The sequence below is a fragment of the Anaerofustis sp. LCP19S3_F7 genome, from assembly GCF_052119445.1.
GTDB lineage: Bacteria > Bacillota > Clostridia > Eubacteriales > Anaerofustaceae > Anaerofustis > Anaerofustis butyriciformans.
Genome location: NZ_JBQKFF010000003.1, coordinates 90,446 through 112,014 on the forward strand (window position 1 = coordinate 90,446; position 21,569 = coordinate 112,014).

General features: G+C 31.0%; 27 protein-coding genes. 2 read left to right on the forward strand and 25 right to left on the reverse strand.

The annotated features are described in order from the left end of the window. The first annotated feature begins 8 nt into the window (after positions 1–8). Positions 9–1,016, forward strand: a complete 1,008-nt coding sequence (argF, locus tag ACTQYZ_RS05185; protein WP_441023343.1) for an ornithine carbamoyltransferase — start codon at positions 9–11, stop codon at positions 1,014–1,016. Between the two features lie 33 nt (positions 1,017–1,049). On the opposite strand, the gene recA is transcribed toward argF, so the two are convergent. The 4 genes from recA to ACTQYZ_RS05205 form a co-directional block, all read right to left on the reverse strand. Continuing rightward, complete coding sequence (gene recA, locus ACTQYZ_RS05190; protein ID WP_441023345.1) at positions 1,050–2,066, reverse strand: recombinase RecA; 1,017 nt, start codon at positions 2,064–2,066, stop codon at positions 1,050–1,052. Between the two features lie 55 nt (positions 2,067–2,121). After that, the gene (locus tag ACTQYZ_RS05195; protein ID WP_441416150.1) at positions 2,122–3,369 is read right to left on the reverse strand and encodes a competence/damage-inducible protein A; all 1,248 of its coding nucleotides are present in this window, start codon (positions 3,367–3,369) and stop codon (positions 2,122–2,124) included. Positions 3,370–3,494: 125 nt separating this feature from the next. After that, entirely contained in the window at positions 3,495–6,308 is a 2,814-nt protein-coding gene (gene uvrA / locus ACTQYZ_RS05200; protein WP_441416151.1) for an excinuclease ABC subunit UvrA, read from the reverse strand. A gap of 146 nt (positions 6,309–6,454) precedes the next feature. After that, positions 6,455–7,621, reverse strand: coding sequence for an aminotransferase class I/II-fold pyridoxal phosphate-dependent enzyme (locus ACTQYZ_RS05205; protein WP_441416152.1), 1,167 nt, complete (start codon positions 7,619–7,621; stop codon positions 6,455–6,457). A 150-nt stretch (positions 7,622–7,771) separates the two neighbouring features. On the opposite strand from ACTQYZ_RS05205, the gene ACTQYZ_RS05210 reads away from it, so the two are divergent. Then, the gene (locus tag ACTQYZ_RS05210; protein ID WP_441023354.1) at positions 7,772–8,203 is read left to right on the forward strand and encodes an HD domain-containing protein; all 432 of its coding nucleotides are present in this window, start codon (positions 7,772–7,774) and stop codon (positions 8,201–8,203) included. A gap of 9 nt (positions 8,204–8,212) precedes the next feature. Here the strand turns inward: ACTQYZ_RS05210 and ACTQYZ_RS05215 are convergent, their stop codons facing one another. From ACTQYZ_RS05215 to secY, 21 genes are all read right to left on the reverse strand, one after another. Continuing rightward, positions 8,213–9,040: a prephenate dehydratase gene (locus ACTQYZ_RS05215; protein ID WP_441023357.1), complete on the reverse strand. Its 828-nt coding sequence runs from the start codon at positions 9,038–9,040 to the stop codon at positions 8,213–8,215. Positions 9,041–9,139: 99 nt separating this feature from the next. Beyond that, the gene (locus tag ACTQYZ_RS05220) at positions 9,140–9,796 is read right to left on the reverse strand and encodes an Ig-like domain-containing protein (protein WP_441023444.1); all 657 of its coding nucleotides are present in this window, start codon (positions 9,794–9,796) and stop codon (positions 9,140–9,142) included. Positions 9,797–9,808: 12 nt separating this feature from the next. Next, positions 9,809–10,393 (reverse strand): Ig-like domain-containing protein, encoded by a 585-nt coding sequence (locus tag ACTQYZ_RS05225; RefSeq protein ID WP_441023359.1) that lies wholly within the window; start codon positions 10,391–10,393, stop codon positions 9,809–9,811. Between the two features lie 56 nt (positions 10,394–10,449). Then, positions 10,450–10,773: an Ig-like domain-containing protein gene (locus ACTQYZ_RS05230; RefSeq protein ID WP_441416153.1), complete on the reverse strand. Its 324-nt coding sequence runs from the start codon at positions 10,771–10,773 to the stop codon at positions 10,450–10,452. 160 nt (positions 10,774–10,933) lie between these two features. Beyond that, on the reverse strand, positions 10,934–11,326 hold the full coding sequence (gene rpsI, locus ACTQYZ_RS05235; RefSeq protein WP_138268569.1) for a 30S ribosomal protein S9: 393 nt from the start codon (positions 11,324–11,326) through the stop codon (positions 10,934–10,936). 9 nt (positions 11,327–11,335) lie between these two features. Next, positions 11,336–11,776, reverse strand: a complete 441-nt coding sequence (gene rplM / locus ACTQYZ_RS05240) for a 50S ribosomal protein L13 (protein ID WP_441023364.1) — start codon at positions 11,774–11,776, stop codon at positions 11,336–11,338. Positions 11,777–11,936: 160 nt separating this feature from the next. Then, the gene (gene truA / locus ACTQYZ_RS05245; RefSeq protein WP_441416154.1) at positions 11,937–12,671 is read right to left on the reverse strand and encodes a tRNA pseudouridine(38-40) synthase TruA; all 735 of its coding nucleotides are present in this window, start codon (positions 12,669–12,671) and stop codon (positions 11,937–11,939) included. Continuing rightward, positions 12,671–13,486: an energy-coupling factor transporter transmembrane component T family protein gene (locus ACTQYZ_RS05250; protein WP_329383601.1), complete on the reverse strand. Its 816-nt coding sequence runs from the start codon at positions 13,484–13,486 to the stop codon at positions 12,671–12,673. Before ACTQYZ_RS05250 ends, truA begins: the two co-directional genes overlap by 1 nt. Positions 13,487–13,496: 10 nt before the next feature. Then, positions 13,497–14,336 (reverse strand): energy-coupling factor transporter ATPase, encoded by an 840-nt coding sequence (locus ACTQYZ_RS05255; RefSeq protein ID WP_441023368.1) that lies wholly within the window; start codon positions 14,334–14,336, stop codon positions 13,497–13,499. Next, entirely contained in the window at positions 14,327–15,160 is an 834-nt protein-coding gene (locus ACTQYZ_RS05260; protein ID WP_329383608.1) for an energy-coupling factor transporter ATPase, read from the reverse strand. Before ACTQYZ_RS05260 ends, ACTQYZ_RS05255 begins: the two co-directional genes overlap by 10 nt. A 124-nt stretch (positions 15,161–15,284) precedes the next feature. Continuing rightward, positions 15,285–15,632 (reverse strand): 50S ribosomal protein L17, encoded by a 348-nt coding sequence (gene rplQ, locus ACTQYZ_RS05265; protein WP_138268575.1) that lies wholly within the window; start codon positions 15,630–15,632, stop codon positions 15,285–15,287. Between the two features lie 25 nt (positions 15,633–15,657). Next, positions 15,658–16,605 carry a DNA-directed RNA polymerase subunit alpha gene (locus ACTQYZ_RS05270; RefSeq protein WP_138268576.1) on the reverse strand — a complete coding sequence of 316 codons (948 nt, stop codon included), beginning with the start codon at positions 16,603–16,605 and terminating at the stop codon, positions 15,658–15,660. 54 nt (positions 16,606–16,659) lie between these two features. Then, on the reverse strand, positions 16,660–17,250 hold the full coding sequence (gene rpsD / locus ACTQYZ_RS05275; protein ID WP_138268577.1) for a 30S ribosomal protein S4: 591 nt from the start codon (positions 17,248–17,250) through the stop codon (positions 16,660–16,662). A 60-nt stretch (positions 17,251–17,310) separates the two neighbouring features. Next, entirely contained in the window at positions 17,311–17,706 is a 396-nt protein-coding gene (rpsK, locus tag ACTQYZ_RS05280) for a 30S ribosomal protein S11 (protein ID WP_138268578.1), read from the reverse strand. A gap of 46 nt (positions 17,707–17,752) precedes the next feature. Then, positions 17,753–18,118, reverse strand: coding sequence for a 30S ribosomal protein S13 (gene rpsM / locus ACTQYZ_RS05285; protein ID WP_138268579.1), 366 nt, complete (start codon positions 18,116–18,118; stop codon positions 17,753–17,755). A gap of 123 nt (positions 18,119–18,241) precedes the next feature. Next, a complete protein-coding gene (gene rpmJ, locus ACTQYZ_RS05290) occupies positions 18,242–18,355 on the reverse strand; it encodes a 50S ribosomal protein L36 (RefSeq protein ID WP_002509257.1) in 114 nt (37 codons plus the stop codon). A 28-nt stretch (positions 18,356–18,383) separates the two neighbouring features. After that, entirely contained in the window at positions 18,384–18,608 is a 225-nt protein-coding gene (gene infA, locus ACTQYZ_RS05295) for a translation initiation factor IF-1 (protein WP_138268580.1), read from the reverse strand. Positions 18,609–18,623: 15 nt separating this feature from the next. Then, positions 18,624–18,893 carry an RNA-binding protein gene (locus tag ACTQYZ_RS05300; protein ID WP_441416155.1) on the reverse strand — a complete coding sequence of 90 codons (270 nt, stop codon included), beginning with the start codon at positions 18,891–18,893 and terminating at the stop codon, positions 18,624–18,626. An 8-nt stretch (positions 18,894–18,901) separates the two neighbouring features. Next, complete coding sequence (map, locus tag ACTQYZ_RS05305; RefSeq protein ID WP_441416156.1) at positions 18,902–19,651, reverse strand: type I methionyl aminopeptidase; 750 nt, start codon at positions 19,649–19,651, stop codon at positions 18,902–18,904. Further along, positions 19,651–20,298: an adenylate kinase gene (locus ACTQYZ_RS05310; RefSeq protein ID WP_441416157.1), complete on the reverse strand. Its 648-nt coding sequence runs from the start codon at positions 20,296–20,298 to the stop codon at positions 19,651–19,653. The genes map and ACTQYZ_RS05310 overlap by 1 nt, the downstream gene beginning before the upstream one ends. Before the next feature lie 12 nt (positions 20,299–20,310). Next, positions 20,311–21,567, reverse strand: a complete 1,257-nt coding sequence (gene secY / locus ACTQYZ_RS05315) for a preprotein translocase subunit SecY (RefSeq protein ID WP_441023380.1) — start codon at positions 21,565–21,567, stop codon at positions 20,311–20,313. Between the last annotated feature and the right edge of the window lie 2 nt (positions 21,568–21,569).

Here is a 21,569-nt window from a genome sequence, read left to right on the forward strand (position 1 = left end):
AGGAACAAATGAGCGTTAATTTAAAAGGAAGAAGTTTTTTAACACTTAGAGACTATACAACAGAAGAAATCAAATTTTTACTTGATTTGGCAAAAGAACTTAAAGCAAAGAAAAAAAGAGGAGAAATCGGTGATTTACTAAGAGGTAAAAACATCGTTTTACTTTTTGAAAAAACATCAACAAGAACAAGATGTGCATTTGAAACAGCAGCATATGATGAAGGTGCTCATGCAACATTTTTAACAAATTCACAAATGGGTAAAAAAGAATCTTTGGAAGATACAGCAAAAGTTCTTGGCAGAATGTTTGATGGTATTGAGTTCAGAGGTTTTAAACAAGAAACAGTTGAAGACCTTGCCAAATATTCAGGGGTTCCTGTTTGGAATGGACTAACAGATTTATATCATCCAACACAACTTCTTGCAGATGTTCTTACAATGTATGAAAACATAGATAAAGACAACAACAACGACATGAAACTTACTTATGTTGGAGATGCAAGAAATAACGTATCAAATTCTTTACTAATAGGATGCGCAAAACTTGGAATAAATTTTGCTGCGGCAGCCCCAAAATCTTTATGGCCTGATGAAAATCTAGTAAAAGAAATGGAAGAAATCGCAAAAGAAAACGGAAGTACAATTCTTATAACAGATAATGTTGATGAAGCCGTTAAAGATGCCGATGCAATATATACAGATATTTGGGTATCAATGGGTGAAGAAGATAAATTTGAAGAAAGAATCAATCTTTTAAAAGATTATCAAGTTAACATGGATATGCTTAAAAAGACTGGAAATGAAAATGTAATATTCTTACACTGTCTACCTTCTTTCCATGACTTAAATACTGAAATAGGAAAAGATGTTTATGAAAAATATGGATTAAAAGAAATGGAAGTAACTGATGAAGTATTCAGAAGTAAACATTCCAAAGTATTTGACGAAGCAGAAAACAGAATGCATACAATTAAAGCAGTAATGTGTGCTACACTTTCAGATAAATTATATGAATAAGATAAAAAAAGAACAGCTAAGCTGTTCTTTTTTTTATTCTTCAATATTTTCTTCTTCATGAGTTCTTCCAAGAACTTCATCTAATACTAAGTTTTCTATAATCTTAGCAGTTTCCGGATTATCTTTAAGGAATTGTTTTGCCTTATCTCTACCCTGTCCTATTTTTTCATCTTGATAAGAATACCAAGCCCCTGCCTTTTTGATAATACCGTATTTTGCCGCCATATCAACTATATCGCCTTCTCTTGATATTCCTTTTCCATACATAATATCAAATTCAGCAATTTTAAATGGTGGTGCAACTTTATTTTTTACGACTTTAACTTTTGTTCTGTTACCTATAATGTCTTGACCGCTTTTTATTGAATCAACTCTTCTTACCTCAAGTCTTACTGAAGAATAGAATTTAAGAGCTCTACCTCCTGGTGTAACTTCAGGATTACCAAACATTACCCCTACTTTTTCTCTTAATTGATTTATAAATATAGCTGTTGTATTTGATTTATTTATTGCTCCCGCAAGTTTTCTCAAAGCTTGAGACATAAGTCTTGCTTGTAAACCTACATGACTATCTCCCATATCTCCTTCGATTTCAGCTTTTGGAACCAATGCAGCAACAGAGTCCACAACTACAACATCAATTGCAGAACTTCTTACAAGTGCTTCTGTTATTTCAAGAGCTTGTTCTCCTGTATCTGGCTGAGAAACAATTAATTCATCTATATTAACACCAAGAGCTTCTGCATATACAGGATCAAGAGCATGCTCAGCATCTATAAAAGCGGCAACTCCACCGGCTTTTTGTGCTTCTGCAACAACGTGTAATGCTACTGTTGTTTTACCTGAAGACTCAGGTCCATATATTTCAATAATTCTTCCTCTTGGAAGTCCTCCTACTCCAAGGGCAGCATCAAGAGAAATTGAAGATGTAGAAATGGTATCAATGGTAACAGCCGGCTTATCACCAAGCTTCATTATCGCACCTTTACCAAAACTGCTTTCTATATTTTTCATTGCAAGCTCTAAGGCTTTTTCTTTATCTGGATTCATATCTCAACGTCCTTTCAAACATTTGTTCTTGCATATTATACAATTACTTTAAAAATTAGTCAATATTTTCATCAATTATTTTTAATATATTATTAATTGCATAATATGCACTTCTTGTTTGAACTCTCTTTCTTTCACCTGTTATGTTGTAAAGTTTTGAAGTGACTTTTCCATTATAATAAAATCCCATATAAACTGTTCCTACAGGTTTCTCTTCACTTCCTCCTCCCGGGCCTGCAATACCGCTTATAGAAATTGCAACATCAGTATTAAAACGTTTGGCACATCCCAAAACCATTTCTTCTACGCAGTTTGCACTTACCGCACCGTATTGTTTTAGAGTTTCTTCTTTTACACCAAGAAGTGAGTGTTTTACTTCGTTTGTATATGTAACTGCACTACCCATAAAAACTTCACTTGCTCCTGCAATTTCTGTAATATAGCTTGCAAGGAGACCTCCCGTACAAGATTCTGCACAAGAAAAAGTAAGTCCTTTTTCTTTTAATGTTGCAATTAATTTTTGAGGAAGAGTTTCTCCTTTAACAGAATAAATATATTCTTTAAAGTTACTTGTTATTATTTCATCTACCTTGTCCAAGTTTTCAACAGCATGCTTTAAGTTATCAGCTTTTGAAACGGCTTTAACTTTTACACCGCTGTCATTAAAGTATGTATTTACGTTTACTCCTTCAATATCAGGAAGCAAATCTCTTAATCTATATTCTATTTCAGATTCACCAATACCTGAAGTCATATAATCTTTTACGGCAAAAAATTTATTTAATTTATTAACTAAGTATTCTTTAATATGTTTATAATACATATTTGTATTTTCTCTTGGTGGTCCCGGAAGCATAATAATCATTTTACCGTCTATTTCTAGAAGCGCTCCCGGAGCAGTTCCTCTGTCGTTATCTAAAATTTTTGCTCCTTTTGGAAATAATGCTTGTCTATAATTATTAGGTGTTAAAACATAATCTTTTCCTTTTCTGATAAAATAACTTTCAACGTGTTTTCTTGCTTCTTCATTTTCTTCCAAAGGTCTGTTTGTAACCTTTGCAATGGCTTCTTTTGTCATATCGTCCAAAGTTGGGCCAAGACCTCCTGTTGTAATGATAACATCACTTAATTTAACCGCATCCATAAATGCGCCTTCTACCATATCTTCGTCATCACTTACAACAACATGTTTAACAACTTCAATTCCTATTTCAGTAAGTTCTTTTGCAAAAAAAGTACCATTTGAGTTTAATACATCTCCACATAAAACTTCATCGCCTATGCACATTATTGTCGCTTTCATATCTTCTCCTTTAACACATAAATTTACATTGCTTTTTTAAATTATACTATTTAAAAATTCAAAATTACAGTATATATAATTAAATTATTCATTATTTTTATAAAAAAGACTCTATTAAAAGTCTTTTATTTTAATATTTTCTTTAGATATTGTCCCGTATAACTATTTTTAACTTTAGCAACCTCTTCTGGTGTTCCTGTTGCAATAACTTCTCCTCCGTTATCTCCTCCGTCAGGACCTAAATCAATTATATAATCTGCACATTTTATAACATCAAGATTATGCTCTATTATAAGAATAGTATTTCCACCTTCTCTTAACCTATAAAGAACTTCAAGAAGTTTTTTTACATCTTCCATATGAAGACCTGTCGTAGGTTCATCAAGAATATATAATGTTTTTCCGGTTTGACGTTTTGATAAATATGTTGCAAGTTTTATTCTTTGAGCCTCTCCTCCCGATAGAGTTGTAGAAGGCTGTCCAAGTTTTATATAACCAAGCCCTACATCATAAAGAGTCTGTACTTTTGATTTAATTGAAGGGATATTTTCAAAGAAATCAAGAGCTTCTTCAACACTCATATCTAATACATCAGCAATGGTTTTCCCTTTATATTTTATCTGTAAAGTTTCATCGTTATATCTTTTCCCACCGCAAACTTCACAAGGAACATAAACATCAGGTAAGAAGTGCATTTCAATTTTTATTATTCCATCTCCCTTACAATGCTCACATCTTCCTCCTTTAACATTAAAACTAAAACGTCCTTTTTGATAACCTCTCATTTTTGCTTCATTTGTTGATGCAAAAACATCTCTTATCATATCAAACATTCCCGTATAAGTTGCAGGATTTGACCTTGGCGTTCTTCCTATCGGAGATTGGTCTATGTCTATTATCTTATCAAGATACTCTGCCCCTTTTACTTCCTTATGTTTTCCCGGTCTTTCAAGGGAACCAAAAAGCTGTTTCCTTAAAGATTTAAACAGTATTTCATTTACAAGAGTACTTTTTCCTGAACCTGAAACACCTGTAACACAAGTCATTTTACCAAGTTCTATTTTTACATCAATATTTTTAAGGTTATTTTCCTTTGCCCCTATTATTTCAAGATACTGACCGTTTCCTTCTTGTCTTTGTTTTGGAACCTCTATTTTCTTTCTTCCTGAAAGATAATCTGCCGTTATTGAATTCTTATTATCAATAATTTCTTCAAGAGGACCGCTTGCAACAACCTCTCCCCCATGAATTCCAGCTCCAGGACCTATATCAACTATATAATCCGACTCACGCATTGTATCTTCATCATGTTCTACTACTATTACTGTATTTCCAATATCCGTTAAATCACGAAGTGTTTTTAATAATTTATCATTATCCTTTTGATGAAGACCAATACTTGGCTCATCTAAAACATAAAGTACTCCCGTAAGTTTTGAACCAATTTGTGTAGCAAGTCTTATTCTTTGGCTTTCACCACCTGATAAAGTTGATGCAGCCCTGTCTAAAGTAAGATAATCAAGTCCAACATCTATTAAGAATCCCAGCCTTGATTTTATTTCTTTTAAAATAAGTTCCGCAATCTTAGCTTCGTTTTCCGTTAAAGTTAAATTATCAATAAATTTCTTACAGTCTTTTATTGACATTTCCGTAAGCCCAATTATGTTTACTCCGTTTATCTTTACTGCAAGAGAATTTGGATTAAGCCTTTTCCCGTGACATGAACTACAAGTTATGTTTGACAAGAATTTAGCAAATTTCGCTTTTATATATTCACTGTTGCTTTCAAAATATCTTCTTTGAATATTGTTTATTATTCCTTCAAACTCTACTTCTCTTTCTTTGTATCCTCCAAAATGAGAATTAAATCCTATTTTAATTTTACCTTTATCTCCATATAAAAGAGCATTCATAAATTCATCGCTTGCTTCTTTTAAAGGTTTATCCATAGAAAATTTATACTTCTCAACCAATGTTTTTATTATTACAGAATAATAAGTACTGTCATCTGAACTTATAAAGTTAGAAAGAGCTCCTTCTTTTATAGAAATATCTTTATTTGGAATAACAAGGTCTGGATCTATGGTTTGATGATACCCTATACCATTACAATCCATACACATCCCAAAAGGAGCATTAAAAGAGAAGTTTCTTGGCTCAAACTTTTCCATTGCAATTCCACAATCCATACATGCAAACTTTTCCGAATAAAGTTTATCTTCATCGTTAAATTTACATACAACTAAACCATCAGTAAGTTTTAATGCCGTTTCAACAGAATCATTAAGTCTTGATTTTATTCCTTCTCTTATTTTAAGCCTGTCAATTACAACGTTTATGTTATGTTTTTTATTTTTTGAAAGTTTTATGGAGTCATCTAGGTCAAATATTTCCCCGTCAATAAATGCTCTTAAATAACCGTCTTTTTTTAAATGTTCTATTAAATTTTTATGAGTTCCTTTTTCTCCTCTTACTACAGGAGCCAATATTTGAACCCTTGTACCCTCTTCATGAGATAATATATCTTTAATAATAGTATCTATACTTTGACTTTCTATTTTTTTCCCGCATTTTGGACAGTAAGGTATACCTATTCTTGCATATAAAAGTCTGAAGTAATCATATATTTCTGTTACCGTTCCAACGGTAGAACGAGGGTTTCTGTTTGTTGTCTTTTGATCGATAGAAATAGAAGGACTTAAACCTTCTATGCTCTCTACATCTGGTTTATTTGTCTGCCCTAAAAACTGTCTTGCATATGCAGACAAACTTTCAACATACCTTCTTTGTCCTTCTGCATATATAGTATCAAAAGCAAGAGATGATTTACCGGAACCTGAAAGTCCCGTAAAAACAATGAGTTTATCTCTTGGAATTGTTAAATTTATATTTTTTAAATTGTTTTCTTTAGCGCCTCTTATAACAATTTTATCTGACATTGTCCCCTCCTTTTTTACATTAAACTGATATTATCATAAAAATTTTTTATTTACAATAATGAGAAAAATTTTCCTTATTTCTTTTTATTATTCCCCTATAAAATATAAGAATGTACAAAGAAATAAATCAATGTACATTCAAATTTTTATTTTAATATATCGCTGTTTTTTATGCTTTCAATTGCTTTTTTCATCTCAACTTCATCTTGAACAAGTGCCATTCTCACATGGCCTTCTCCCGATGGTCCAAAAGCACTTCCGGGAGTAACCAAAACTCCGGTTTTATCAAGAAGTTCTATACAAAATTTCTCTGAAGAAGTATACTTGCTTGGAATCTTTGCCCATACAAACATTGTTGCAGGACATCTATTCATTTTCCATCCTATTTCATTTAATCCGTCACAAAGAATATTTCTCCTGTTTTCGTATGCTTTTCTTACGGTTTCAACACAAGATTGATCTCCTGTTATAGCAGCAATTGCCGCCTTTTGAACAGGTAAAAACATACCATAATCCATATTTGACTTTAAATTTGATAAGTTTTTAACTACTTCTTTATTACCAATACAAAAACCTACCCTTGCCCCTGCAAGTCCATATGTTTTTGACAAAGAATTGAATTCTACCCCTACATCTTTTGCACCTTCATAACAAAGAAAACTTCCACAGGTATTCCCGTCAAAAACCAAATCGCTGTATGCATTGTCATGAAGAACAATAATATCATATTTTTTTGCAAAAGCTATTAGCTTTTTATAGAAGCTGTCAGGCGCCATAGCTGTTGTTGGATTATTAGGGTATGAAACTACCATAAACTTAGCTTCTCTTCTTATATCCTCCGGTATCTCGTCTAAATCAATTATATAACCATTCTCTTCTCTTTGAGGCATATAGTATAGCTTTGCCCCTGCAAGTCTTGGACCATCGGCAAAAACAGGATAGCATGGATCCGGAACTAAAACAGTATCTCCAGGATTAACTATTGAAAGTGCTATATGAGCAAGACCTTCTTGTGAACCAAGTAAAGATGTAACTTCACTTTCAGGATCAATATCAACGCCGTATCTATTTTTATACCATACTTTCACAGCCTGTTTTAAATCTTCTTTATCATTTAAAGGATACAAATAACTTTCCAAATTCCCGGCTTGTTTTATTAAAGCATCTACAATATGCTTTGCAGGCGGAATATTTGGAGCGCCTACGCTTAAATCAATTACATGCATTCCCTCTTTTATTTTTTCTTCTTTTAAATGAGCAAGTTTGGAAAAAATCCCTTCTTGGAACATATCCATTCTATCTGCAAACTTCATTATTACCCCTCCTATTCAGATACTTGCTTCAAAATAATATAGCAAAATATATGCCATATCTATGTATTATATTCGTTTTTTTTAATAAAGTCCACTAATGCACAAATTTAATCAAATTTTTTTATGATATAATATAAAAGAGGTAATAAAATGCAAAATAAAAACATAGAAAAAGCACTAAAAATTGCATATAAAGCACATGAAAACCAATTTGATAAAGGAAGGGAGCCCTATATAAACCACCCTCTTCATATTGCAAAAATGCTACATAACGAAGATGAAATAATTACTGCACTTTTACATGATGTAATGGAAGACAGTAATATTACAAAAAAAGATTTAATAGACTTTGGCTTTAATAAAAATGTAATAAATGCTTTATCTTGTTTAACAAGAAAAAGAAATGAAGATTATTTTTCTTACATAAATAAAATTAAATCAAATACACTAGCTAAAAAAATTAAAATCTTAGACCTTGAACATAATCTTGATGTAAATAGATTATCTAAAATTACAAACAAAGATTTACAAAGGATAGAAAAATATAAGAAAGCACTTACTATATTAAAAAAAGACCGTTAAAGCGGTCTTTTATATTGAATAAAATCCTAATACTTTTAATCCATATTGTTTTTTTACATTATCCAACGATTTTTTTACTATTTCAATTTGATCATTTTCCCCGTCAATTTCCAAATAAAAATTATATTTACCCATATCTTTTTTTGTTGGTCTGGACATTATTGCAACCAAGTTTATTTTATTTATGGAAAACTCATGTAATATATCAAAAAGAATTCCGGGTCTATCAACATTTGGCATAATATACATAGGAACTTTAAAATGTTTATTATTTTGAGCCGTACATTTATTTTCGCCTTTTTCCACAACAACAAATCTTGTCAAATTATTAGATGCATCTGTTACATTATCTATTTTATATTTTGCATTTGCATATTTTAGCATATGCATAGGTATTATACCGCCTTCTGCCAATATCCCCTTACTTACGTTATTATAAGATTCCATATTGCTGTCAGTTGTAATAATATTTACACCCTTCAAAGAGTCTAAAAACTTTCTGCATTGTCCGTTTGTTTTAAATTGAACATATATTTTTTTTATTTGCTCAATATTTTCACTGTTACCTATAAAAGAAAACTGAACAGGAACACTTATCTCTCTTACAATATGAACATCCATTTCAAGAAGTAAATCGAGTGTTCTTTGAACAAATCCATCAAGTGTATTTTCTATTGGAATTATTCCCATATCACATTCTTTACCAATGCTGTGAAAAGTTTCATCAATAGTATTATAATATAATACATCAAAATCTTCCTTTTCCTCACTTAAAAACACGCTGCAAGCATTATCGCTGAATGTTCCCTTTGGTCCAAGTACCGCTAATTTTCTCAAATTCTTTCTCCATATTTTAAATTGATATAAAAAAGGATATCAAAAATATACATTTTATTCAATAGCAAGTAAAATAAAAAACATCCATAAGGATGTTTTTTATTTTACTTTTACTTTATATACTTTTGAGAAAGAACCTTTTGAACTTCCGTTTACGGCTCTTACTTTGTAGTAATAAGTTTTCTTTGATGTAAGTTTTTTATTCACATATTTTGTTGATTTCACAGTTGCAACTTTTTTAAATCCTGTTGATTTATTTGTTGATCTGTAAATTTCATAATATTTTGCATTTGAAGCTTTTGAAATTGTTATTGTTGCATTTTTCTTTCCACTTTTTATTTTTAATGAATTTACTTTTCCAACTGTAATTTTCTTTTTTGGTAGATTAACTTTAACATTGCAATATGCTATTTTCCCATCTTTTGTTTGAGCTTTAATAACTGCGCTTCCGTCTGCAACAGGTGTAATTTTACCATTTTCAACTTTTGCAACTTTTGTATTGCTACTGCTCCACTGTATTGTCTTATCATCTGCATTTGAAGGATAAACTTCTCCTGTTAAATATACAACATCAGTCAATTTATTTAATTGTACATTTGTTTTATTTAATTTAACACTTTCTGTTTTAACTTTATTTACATTAATACTGCAAACAGCAATAATATTTCCATTTTCTTTAGAAATTGCTTTAACTTTTGTATTTCCTGAATTTTGAGCTGTTACAACTCTATTTTCATCTACATTAGCAATATTAATATTTTCACTTTCCTATTTTACATCTTGATTTTTAGCATCTATTGGATAAATTGATGCATTTAATTTTACAGTATCGTCTACATCTAATGTTACATTTTCTTTATCAAGAGAAATACCTGTTACCTTTTTTGGTGAAACATTTACTTCAACTGTTTTTACAATATAATTTACTGTACTTGCAGTAATTATTGTTTTCCCTTCTTTAATTGCTTTTATTTTACCATTATTATCAACTGTAGCAATTTCAGGATTACTGCTTTCCCATTTTACTGTTTTATCAGTTGTATTCTTAGGCAAAACTTCATATTTTATAACTTTTTCTTCATCTTTAAATAAATTTAAAGTATTGTAATCAAGTCTTAAAGAACTTGCCATAACAGGTTTTACACTAACTTCAAAAGATGTACTTACACCATTTCCCATGTTAACTGTTATTGTTGTAGTACCCACTTTTTTTGCTGTTAGCTTAAAGCTGTTTGAACTGTAGAATGATTTTGGATATGATACAATATCTTCATTTGATGATGTTAAAGTAACGTATCTGTCTGTAGTATTTGAAGGTAAATATTTAATAAAGTAATAATCTCCACCACCCATGTAAATACTTTCAGGACCTATTACATTAACTCCATTAATTTTAACTTCATTTACAGTTACTTTACATTCTGCTTTTTTCCTTTTGCTGTCATTGCAAAAATAGTAGCTGTCCCAACCCCTGAAGAAACAACAACACCATCTGCATCTACACCTGCAACATTTTTATCAGTACTGTTCCAGTAAATTAAGTCTTTATCATATGACGCAGGCTCAATCGCTGCCTCTAATTTAAATGATTCTCCTATACCGTTTAATACTAATTCATCTTTGTTAAATGTAATATTTGTAGCATTAACGTTTTCTTCGTTAGATGCATAAATAGGGGTTATAATACTAAATACTAGCATCACTGTAAGAAATATACTTAATATTCTTTTCATGATTCCCTCCACTTTTTTTCAATATGTTTTTCAAAATTTTTATATCCTACCATATTTGTAGGAAAAAGTAAACCCCTTTTTCAATTTAAAAACATTCAGAATATTTATATTTTCGTAATAAAAAAAGAACAGCCATAGGCTGTTCTGTATATATAATATATTATCTTTTTGAAAATTGTGGAGCTTTTCTAGCTTTCTTAAGACCATATTTTCTTCTTTCTTTCATTCTTGAATCTCTAGTTAAGAAACCTGCTTTTTTAACTTCTTTTCTTAAGTCAGGATTTTCTGCAACTAAAGCTCTTGAAATACCATGTCTGATTGCTCCTGCTTGACCAGAAATTCCGCCGCCATATACATTTACACTTACATCATATTTATCAGCATTATCTGTTAAAACTAATGATTGTCTAACAATTACTTTAAGTGTATCATTACCGCCGAAATATTCTTCTATATCTCTACCATTAATAGTTATTTTTCCACTACCTTGTTTTAAAACTACTCTTGCAACAGAATTTTTTCTTCTGCCTGTAGCCATAACTTGTTCTGCCATCTATTCCTCCTACTTAATTTCAAGTACTTCAGGTTTTTGTGCTGCATGTTCATGTTCGCTACCTGCGTATACTTTTAATTTCTTAAATTGAGCTCTTCCAAGTTTATTTTTTGGAAGCATACCTTTAACTGCTTTTTCGATTACAAATTCTGGTTTATTAGCAATTAAATCTTTGTACATTACTTCTTTTCTTCCACCAGGATATCCTGTGTGTCTGTAATATTTTTTGTCTAATAATTTATTTCCAGTAAGATGAATTTTTTCTGCATTAATTACAATTACATAATCCCCAGTATCAATATTAGGTGTGTAACAAGGTTTGTTTTTACCTGTTAATACTTTTGCAACTTCACTACATAATCTACCAAGTGTTTTGCCTTCAGCATCTACTACATACCATTTTTTATCAATTTGTTGGGGTTTAGCAATACTAGTTGACTTTGTTAACATTTCGTTAAACCTCCACAATACATATAATATTTTTTATTTTAAATTATCTGCTCTACATTTTCCATGCACGGGGCTAACGATACACGAAAAATATCTAGCCTATATATTTTAGATTATTTTACCTTTTATGTCAATATATTTTTTTATAATATGTAAGTTTTTAGTAAAAAACTTCCTTTAAATAAAGCCCTTCAGCAGGTGCCGTAACATTTGCCATGCTTCTGTTTTTACTTTCTAAGATTTCATCTATTCTATTTTCGTCAAATCTTCCTCTTCCTATATCAATCAAGCTTGCAACAATGATTCTTACCATATTATATAAAAAGCCATTGCCTTTTATTTTGAAAATAATTAAATCATCTTTTTTAGTTATTTTAATATCATATATTTCTCTTATGGTACTTTTAACATTACTGCCACTTCCCATAAATCCAGCAAAATCATGCTCACCAATAAGTTTTTTTGAGGCTCTAGTCATCTTATCCAAATCAAGTTTATAAAAAACATGAGTGGCCCTTCCTATAAAAAGAGGATTCATTATACTGTTATTATAAATTAAATACATATATTCTTTCCCCGTGGTATCATATCTGGCATGAAAATTCTCATCTTTTTCTTCTGCCTCTATTACCCTTATATCCTTTGGTAAAAATGCATTAATACCATAAGGAAATTTTTCTATAGATATATTTGAATTTGTATAAAAATTGGCTCTTTGTCCTAAAGCATGAACACCGCTGTCAGTTCTTCCGCTTCCGTAAAGTTTAATCTCTTCTTTTACAAGACTTTCAACAGCCGTCTTTATTTTCTCTTCAACACTTATTCCGTTATTTTGCATCTGCCAGCCAACATAATTTTTACCGTCATATTGTATTGTAAGGAGTATATTTCTCATTAAATAATCCCCTTCGTATAAAGAATATTTGTTACTACTACAAAAATTATCATGAATACAATATATAAATAAGTATAAAAATCATTTTTTGTATACTTTAATTCTTTCATTCTTGTTCTGTTTTCTCCACCCGTATAACATCTTGCTTCCATTGCAAGAGCTAAATCTTCGGCTCTTTGAAAAGCAGATAAGAATAAAGGAATTAAAACCGGAATAAAAGCTTTTGCTCTGTTTATAAGATTCCCACTTTCGAAATCTGCACCTCTTGATTTTTGAGCATTAATAATCCTTGTTGTTTCTTCCATAAGCGTTGGAATAAATCTAAGTGCAATACTCATCATCATAGATAATTCATGCGCATATTTTTTTAATAAAGGTACTTTTTTCATTAGCCTTTCTAAGCCATCAGTAAGGGATATAGGAGATGTTACAAGTGTTAATAAAGAAGTACCCGTAACAAGCAAAACAAGCCTTACAGCCATTAATATGGCATTATGAAGTCCTTTATCAGTTATCTTTAAAAAGCCTAATTGATATATTACATTACCGGGTGTCATAAACATATTAAGACAAACGGTAAATAAAATAATAATAATCAGCGCTTTTAAACCTCTAAGAAGATATCCTACCGGAACTTTTGAAATAATTAAAGGAATCAATAATAAAATAAACATTCCCAAAAATCCAATAAAAGACTTAACAAAAAAAAGTAAAATCATATACAAAAAAGTAGCCATTATTTTACTTCTCGGATCTAATTTATGAATCATCGATCCGGTTGGATAATATTGTCCTATTGTAATATCATTTAGCATATTTTTTCCCTTATATAACTCTTTCTATTTCTTTTATTACTTCAGCAAATGTAAATAAATTTGTATCTACATCAAGTCCTTTTTCTTTAAGTTTTAACATAAGCTCTTTTCCTTCAGGAACATTTAAGCCTATGCTTCTTAAAAGTTCAACATTTTTAAAAACTTCTCTTGGTGTATCATAAAGTTTTAATTCTCCCGAAGAAAACACCATTATTTTACTTGCATATTCACAAACATCGGTCATTGAATGTGACACTAAAAAAGTAGTCAAATTATTTTCTTTATGAAGTTTATATATATTGTCAAGTATCTCTTTTCTTCCCACAGGGTCTAATCCACTTGCAGGTTCGTCCAATATAAGTACATCTGGATCCATAGCAATAACACCTGCTATTGCAACTCTTCTTTTTTGTCCCCCTGATAAATCAAAAGGAGATTTATCTTTATAGGTTTCAAAATCCAACCCAACCATATCCATTGCTTTTCTTACTGCCCCGTCGATATCTTCCATGCCTATATTTTTAGGACCAAAAGCAATATCTTTATATATTGTTTCTTCAAATAATTGATATTCAGGGTATTGAAATACAAGCCCTACTTTTGAGCATATATCTTTCATTAATACACCTTTTTCATTTATATTAAGATCATCTAAAAATATATCCCCGCTTGTAGGTGTTAGTAACCTGTTTATATGTTGAATTAAAGTGGATTTCCCGCTTCCTGTATGACCTATAATTCCAACCAATTCCCCATTATCAACTTCAAAATTTATATTTTTTAAAGCCTTAAATTCAAATATACTGTCTTTACCGTATGTATGACATAAATCTACAACTTTTACTGACATATTTCCTCCACTAATTCATCTAACGTAAGGATTTTATCGTTTTTTATTTTTCCTTGCTTCTTTAATTCATAAGCAACTTTAGTAGCATATGGTGGTTCAAGCATTAGTTCTTTTAAAATATCACCCTTTGCAAAAACCTCTCTTGGTTCATCTTCAAGAACTTTTACTCCTCTATCAAGAATTATTACCTTATCGGCACTTACTACTTCTTCCATATAATGAGTTATTAATACAATTGTTGTACCTTTTTCATTTAATTTTTTTATTGTATTAATTACTTCAGTTCTTCCTTTTGGGTCTAACATTGCAGTAGGCTCATCTAAAATAATGCATTCAGGATTCATTGCAAGAATTCCTGCTATTGCAATCCTTTGTTTTTGACCACCTGAAAGTTCATGAGGTTTTTTATCTCTAAACTCACTCATGCTTACGCTTAAAAGCGCTTCATCGACTCTTTTTCTTATTTCACTTGGCTCAACACCTAAATTTTCAGGTCCAAAAGCAACATCTTCTTCTACTATTGTTGCAACCATTTGATTATCCGGATTTTGAAATATCATACCCGCTTTTTGTCTGATATCCCATATCTTTTTTTCATCTTTGGTATTCATTCCGTCAATTAAAATATCGCCGCTTTCAGGAAGTAAAATTCCATTTAATAGTTTTGCAAGGGTTGATTTTCCAGAACCGTTTCTTCCGATTATACCAACAAAACTTCCCTTTTCAACACAAAAAGAAACATCTTTCAATGCTTCTACAATCGTCTTACCTTCATTATCCTTATAAGAATAATTAACGTTTTTTATTTCTATCATTTCGCTCATATTTTTTCTCTCTTATATATATTATAAACTTACACAATTTCAAATTATACAAATTTATAATATATATTATATAGAGCTAAAGGAACAGTGCTTATACTGTCCCTTTGTACTATATTTTATTAGATTATTCACTTACTAACTCTAAAATCGCTGTTTCAGCGCCGTCACCACGTCTTGCACCAAGTTTATAGATTCTTGTGTATCCACCGTTTCTGTTTTCATACTTTGGAGCAATTTCATTGAATAATTTATCAACTACACGTTTGTCATAAATGTAAGCAAGAGCTTGTCTTCTAGCATGTAAATCGCCACGTTTACCTAAAGTAATCATTTTATCAACGATTTTTCTTGCTTCTTTTGCACGAAATAGAGTAGTGTTTATTCTTTCATATCTAAGTGTATCTGTTACTAAACCTCTTAGCATAGCTTTTCTTTTATCACTAGCTTTACCAAGTTTTCTATATCCTGACATTATAAACCTCCTTTATTAGTGTTTACTATTCATCACCTTGTCTAAATGATAAACCAATTTCAGCAAGTTTCTTTTTAATTTCATTTAAAGATTTCTTACCTAAGTTTCTTACTTTAGACATATCTTCTTCACTTCTTGAAATTAATTCTTCAACCGTATTTATACTAGTTCTCTTTAAGCAGTTGCTTGAACGAACAGAAAGTTCTAATTCGTCAATTGACATTTCTAAAACTTTTTCTTTTTCGTTTTCTTCTCTTTCAACCATTAAACTAGCATTTGGTAAATTTGCATTCATATCTATAAATAATTGAAGATGGTCATTGATTACTTTTGCTGCAAGTGAAACAGCTTCTTCCGGAGAAATTGTTCCGTCTGTCCAAACTTCAATATTTAATTTATCATAATCAGTAACATTACCAACTCTTGTATTTTCAACAGTAAAGTTTGCTTTTTTTACAGGTGTGAAAATACTATCTACAGGAAGTGTACCTATTGGCATATCTTCCTTTTTATTCTTTTCGCTTGGAACATATCCTGTACCGCTATCAATAGTAATAGTCATATCAAGTACAGCATCATTCATAAGTGAAGCTATATGCAAATCAGGATTTACAATTTCAACATCGCTATCGCAAATTATATCTCCCGCAGTTACTTCTCCTTCTCCTTCAGCGTGAATATGAACATCCACAGGTCCATCAGAATGTAACTTTACAGATAGTTCTTTTAAATTTAGAATAATTTGCAATACATCTTCTGCTACACCATCAACTGTAGCAAATTCATGTAATACATTTTCAATTTTAATGTTTGTTACAGCAGCACCAGGTAATGATGATAACATAATTCTTCTAAGAGAATTACCGATTGTCATACCATAACCTCTTTCAAGTGGTTCTACAACAAACTTACCGTAAGTTCTATCTGCACTAATTTCCGCAATCTCAATATTAGGTTTTTGAAATTCTAACATATATAAAACCTCTCAATTCCTTAAATATAACCAACAATATATCAAAACTATATCTTATCTAGAATATAATTCGACAATTAAAATTTCATTTACAGGAACATCTATTGCTTCACGTTTAGGAAGTTCTTTGATAGTTCCGCTTAATTTTTCAATGTCTACATCTAGCCATTCAGGAACTACACGTGAACCAGTCACTTCAACAATTTCTTTATATCTTGGAGATTTTTTATGTTTTTCTTTAATTTCGATAACATCTCCTGCTTTTGTTAAGTATGATGGAATGTTAACTTGTTTACCGTTAACAAGTACATGTTTATGATCAACGATTTGTCTTGCTTCACGTCTTGTTCTAGCAAATCCCATACGGAAAACGATGTTATCAAGTCTTGATTCTAATAAAGTCATTAGATTTTCACCTGTAGCACCACTCATTTTTTCAGCTTTTTTGTAGTAATTTCTGAATGGTTTTTCTAATACTCCGTAAATGAATTTCGCTTTTTGTTTTTCACGTAATTGAAGACCGTATTCGCTTAAATTACCAGATCTTTTTGCTTGTCTGTTTGACTTTTTATCAATTCCTAAATATACAGGATCTAAATCTAAAGATCTGCATCTTTTAAGAACAGGAACTCTATCTACAGCCATATTAATTTTTTCCTCCTACAAATTTTCAATTCTTTATAATACAAATTTAACTAACCCAAATTAGACTCTTCTACGTTTAGGTGGTCTACAACCATTGTGAGGGATAGGAGTAACGTCTTTAATTGAAATAACGTTTAGTCCAGCAGCTTGAAGTGCTCTGATTGCAGCTTCTCTACCTGAACCAGGTCCCTTTACAAATACATCAACAGTTTTTAAACCATGTTCCATAGCTCTTTTAGCAGCTTCTGTTGCAGCTGATTGAGCAGCATATGGAGTACTTTTTCTTGAACCTTTGAAGCCTAATTCTCCGGCACTTGACCATGCCAAAGCATTACCTGCAACGTCAGTTAAAGTAACAATTGTATTGTTAAAAGTAGAGCGAATATGCGCTTGTCCTTTTTCAATGTTTTTCTTAACTCTCTTTTTTCCTCTTCTAACTACTTTCTTTGCAGCCAATTTTAAATCCTCCTTAATTTGTGAGAATAATAATCTATCTATTTATTTATTTTTTTCTACTTACAGTTTTCTTAGGACCTTTTCTTGTTCTAGCGTTTGTTTTACTTTTTTGACCTCTAACAGGTAATCCTCTACGATGTCTAAGTCCTCTGTAACTACCAATTTCCATTAGTCTTTTTATGTTAAGTGAAACTTCTCTTCTTAAGTCACCTTCAACAGTTACTTCTTCATCAATTAGAGCACGAAGTTTGTTAACTTCATCTTCTGTTAAATCTTTAACTCTTGTATCAGGATTGATTCCTGCTTTTGCCAAAAGATTATTAGAAGTAGCTTGACCAATTCCGTAGATATAAGTTAAACCTATTTCTACTCTTTTATCTTTAGGTAAATCCACGCCGGCTATTCTCGCCATCAATCGCACCTCCGTATGATTTTTTAAGTTTAATGTTTAACTATTATTTTCTAAAAATTTATATATATAAAAGATTTTGTCAGATAAATTCCAGCCGCGACAAAATACTTTATACCAAATTAATTAACCTTGTTTTTGTTTGTGTTTAGGATTTTCACAAATAACCATTACTTTGCCTTTACGTTTAATAACTTTGCATTTTTCACAAATAGGCTTAACACTAGGTCTTACTTTCATTATTTTTTCCTCCTACTATATAGTAATTTTATTTACCTTTTTCTCTCCAAATGATTCTACCTTTTGTTAAATCATATGGGGAAATTTCTAAAATTACTTTATCTCCCGGTAATATTTTAATGTAGTTCATTCTTAATTTTCCAGATATATGTGCTGTAATTTCGTGTCCGTTATCCAACTTTACTTTAAAAGTAGTATTAGGCATTGCTTCAACAACAATTCCTTCTGCTTCCACATAATCACTTTTACTCACTTAAAACACATCCTCCTACAATTCTTCTTTAATTCTCTCAATTTCTTTTCTAATAAGTGCATTGGGAATTTTTTCATTATATTTTATTTTATCACAAATTAATGTACTTTTTACATTTATTTTGGAAATATGTTTAATTTTTTTTAGTTTCGGCTTTTCTATTTTTCTTGATTTTCCATCAGCAAGAAAAACCATTTTATCATCCAAAACACCAACCACAATTAGAAAACTTGATTTATCTCTTCCGGCTTTTGATAACACCAAATCGCCTATTTCATATTTCATATTTCACCTTATAATAAAGTTAAAATTATGGGTTCACCATCCGTAACAGCTACGGAATGCTCATAATGGGCAGAAAGTTTACCATCATCGGTAACAACTGTCCAACCATTATCCAAAACATGAACATCGTATGTTCCTTGATTAACCATTGGTTCAATGGCTATAGTCATACCTTTTTGAAGTCTTGGACCTTTTCTCATTCCAACATAATTTGGAACTGAAGGATCTTCATGCATGTTTTGTCCAACTCCATGACCTGTATAATCTCTGACCAAACTAAAACCATAACTTTCAGCGTAATCTTGAATAGCTCTTGATACATCACTTATTCTGTATCCTTCTTTTACGAATTTCAAACCTTCATAAAAGCTTTGTCTTGTTACTTCTACAAGTTTTTTTGCCTCTTCAGACACATTGCCTACCATAAAAGTTTTCGCTTGATCTCCAACATAACCTTCATAAGTCGCTCCGATATCAACACTAACTATGTCTCCATCTTTAATGATAACATCTTTGCTTGGAATTCCATGTACAACTTCATTATTAATTGATGCACATATATTTCTTGGATAATCCATATATCCTTTAAATGTTGGTATAGCATTATTAGATAAGATAACATCTTCAACTATCTTATCTAATTCAAGAGTGCTCATACCAGGTTTAATATATTTTTTTACAGCTTCATGAGCCTTTGCTGTTATCTTTCCGGCTTTTTTCATAAGCTCTATTTCATGATTCGATTTTAATATAATCATTATTTACACTCATCAAGAATTTTTGAAATATCTTCAAATACTTCTTCAACTGTTCTTGACCCATTTACTGTTTTTAGTATATTTTGTTTTTTATAATAATCTACTAGAGGTTGTGTCTTTTCTTCATATTCTTTCAATCTTTTTACTACAGTATCTTCTTTATCGTCGTCTCTTTGGTATAATTCTCCACCGCATTTATCGCAAATACCTGCAGTTTTTGGTGGTTGAAATTCTACATGATAAGTTGCACCGCATTTGCACATTCTTCTGCCAGTAATTCTCTTTGTAAGTAGTGAATAATCTGCTTCGATACAAAGGGCCAAATCTAATTTTTCACCATTTTTTTCAAGAATTTTATCCAAAGATTCTGCTTGAGAAATTGTTCTTGGGAAACCATCAAGCATATAGCTTCCTTCTATATCATCCCAAGATAATCTATCTTCAACCATTTCAACCGTTACATTATCAGGAACAAGCAAACCTTTATCCATATATTCTTTTGCTTTTTGACCAAGAGGAGTATTTTCACTTAAATTTTTTCTAAAAATATCTCCTGTAGAAATATGAACTAAATTATATTTATCAACAATTTTGCTTGCTTGTGTGCCCTTTCCAGCTCCTGGAGGGCCTAAAAGTATTAATTTCATTTTAATCACCTACTATTTTAAGAAACCTTTGTAGTTTCTCATAATCATTTGTTGTTCTAATTGATTTACAGTTTCAAGAGCAACACCTACAACGATAAGCAAACTTGTACCACCAAATTGTAAACTTAAATCCATTACATTACCTACGATAATAGGAAGTACAGCTATAACAACTAGGAATAAACTTCCGGCAACCATAAGTCTGTTTAATGTTCTTTTTAAATAAACAATCGTAGAATGACCGGGTCTGATACCTGGAATAAATCCACCGTATTGTTTTAAGTTTTTAGCAACATCATCAGGATTAAATGTAACAATAGTGTAAAAATATGTGAAGAATATTATTAACACTATATAAAGTATAGTAGAAGCTGTTCCTCCCCATGCTAAAGCTTTGCTTAGCCATGCTGAAAATCCCCAGTTAGGGAAGAAAGATGCAAGTGTTGATGGGAACATTGTAATTACACTGGCGAAGATAATAGGCATAACCCCTGATTGATTTATCTTTAGAGGAATATGTGTATTTTGTCCACCATACATTTTCCTACCAACAACTCTTTTTGCATATTGAACAGGAATTTTTCTAACTCCTTGATTTATTTCTACAACTCCCGCTACAACTAAAATAGCGAATACTAAGAATAGTATAAGCATTACTGAACTAATCGCACCAGAAGTTACTTGTTCATACAAGTAACCTAAAGCTGATGGAATATTAGCTATAATACCGGCAAAGATAAGAATTGATATACCATTACCGATACCATGTTCAGTTATATTTTCTCCAAGCCACATTAAGAATGTTGTACCAGCTGTTATTGTAAGTGCAACCATAACCATTGCAAGTGCTGAATCACTAGTTAAAATTTCTTTAAAACTAAATGAAATTCCAAGTGCTTGAATTAATGCCAAAACAACAGTCAAATATCTTGTATAAGAAGAGATTTTCTTTCTTCCTTCTTCTCCTTGGTGAGAAAGTCTCTCTAACGCCGGAATAGCTATTGTCAATAATTGCAAAATAATTGATGCATTGATGTAAGGTGTAATTGACATAGCAAAAATAGAAAATGTTCTAAAGTTATTACCAGAGATAATATTTAAAAGTCCGAACATTGAATTGTTATTTACCATTGAATCTACTGCAGCTATATCGATAAACGGAACGGTTATAAAACCGCCAAGTCTAAAGATACAAAGCATAGCAAGTGTAAATAAAATTCTTTTTCTTAATTCTGGGATATTCCAGGCATTTTTGATAGTTGTAAGCATTC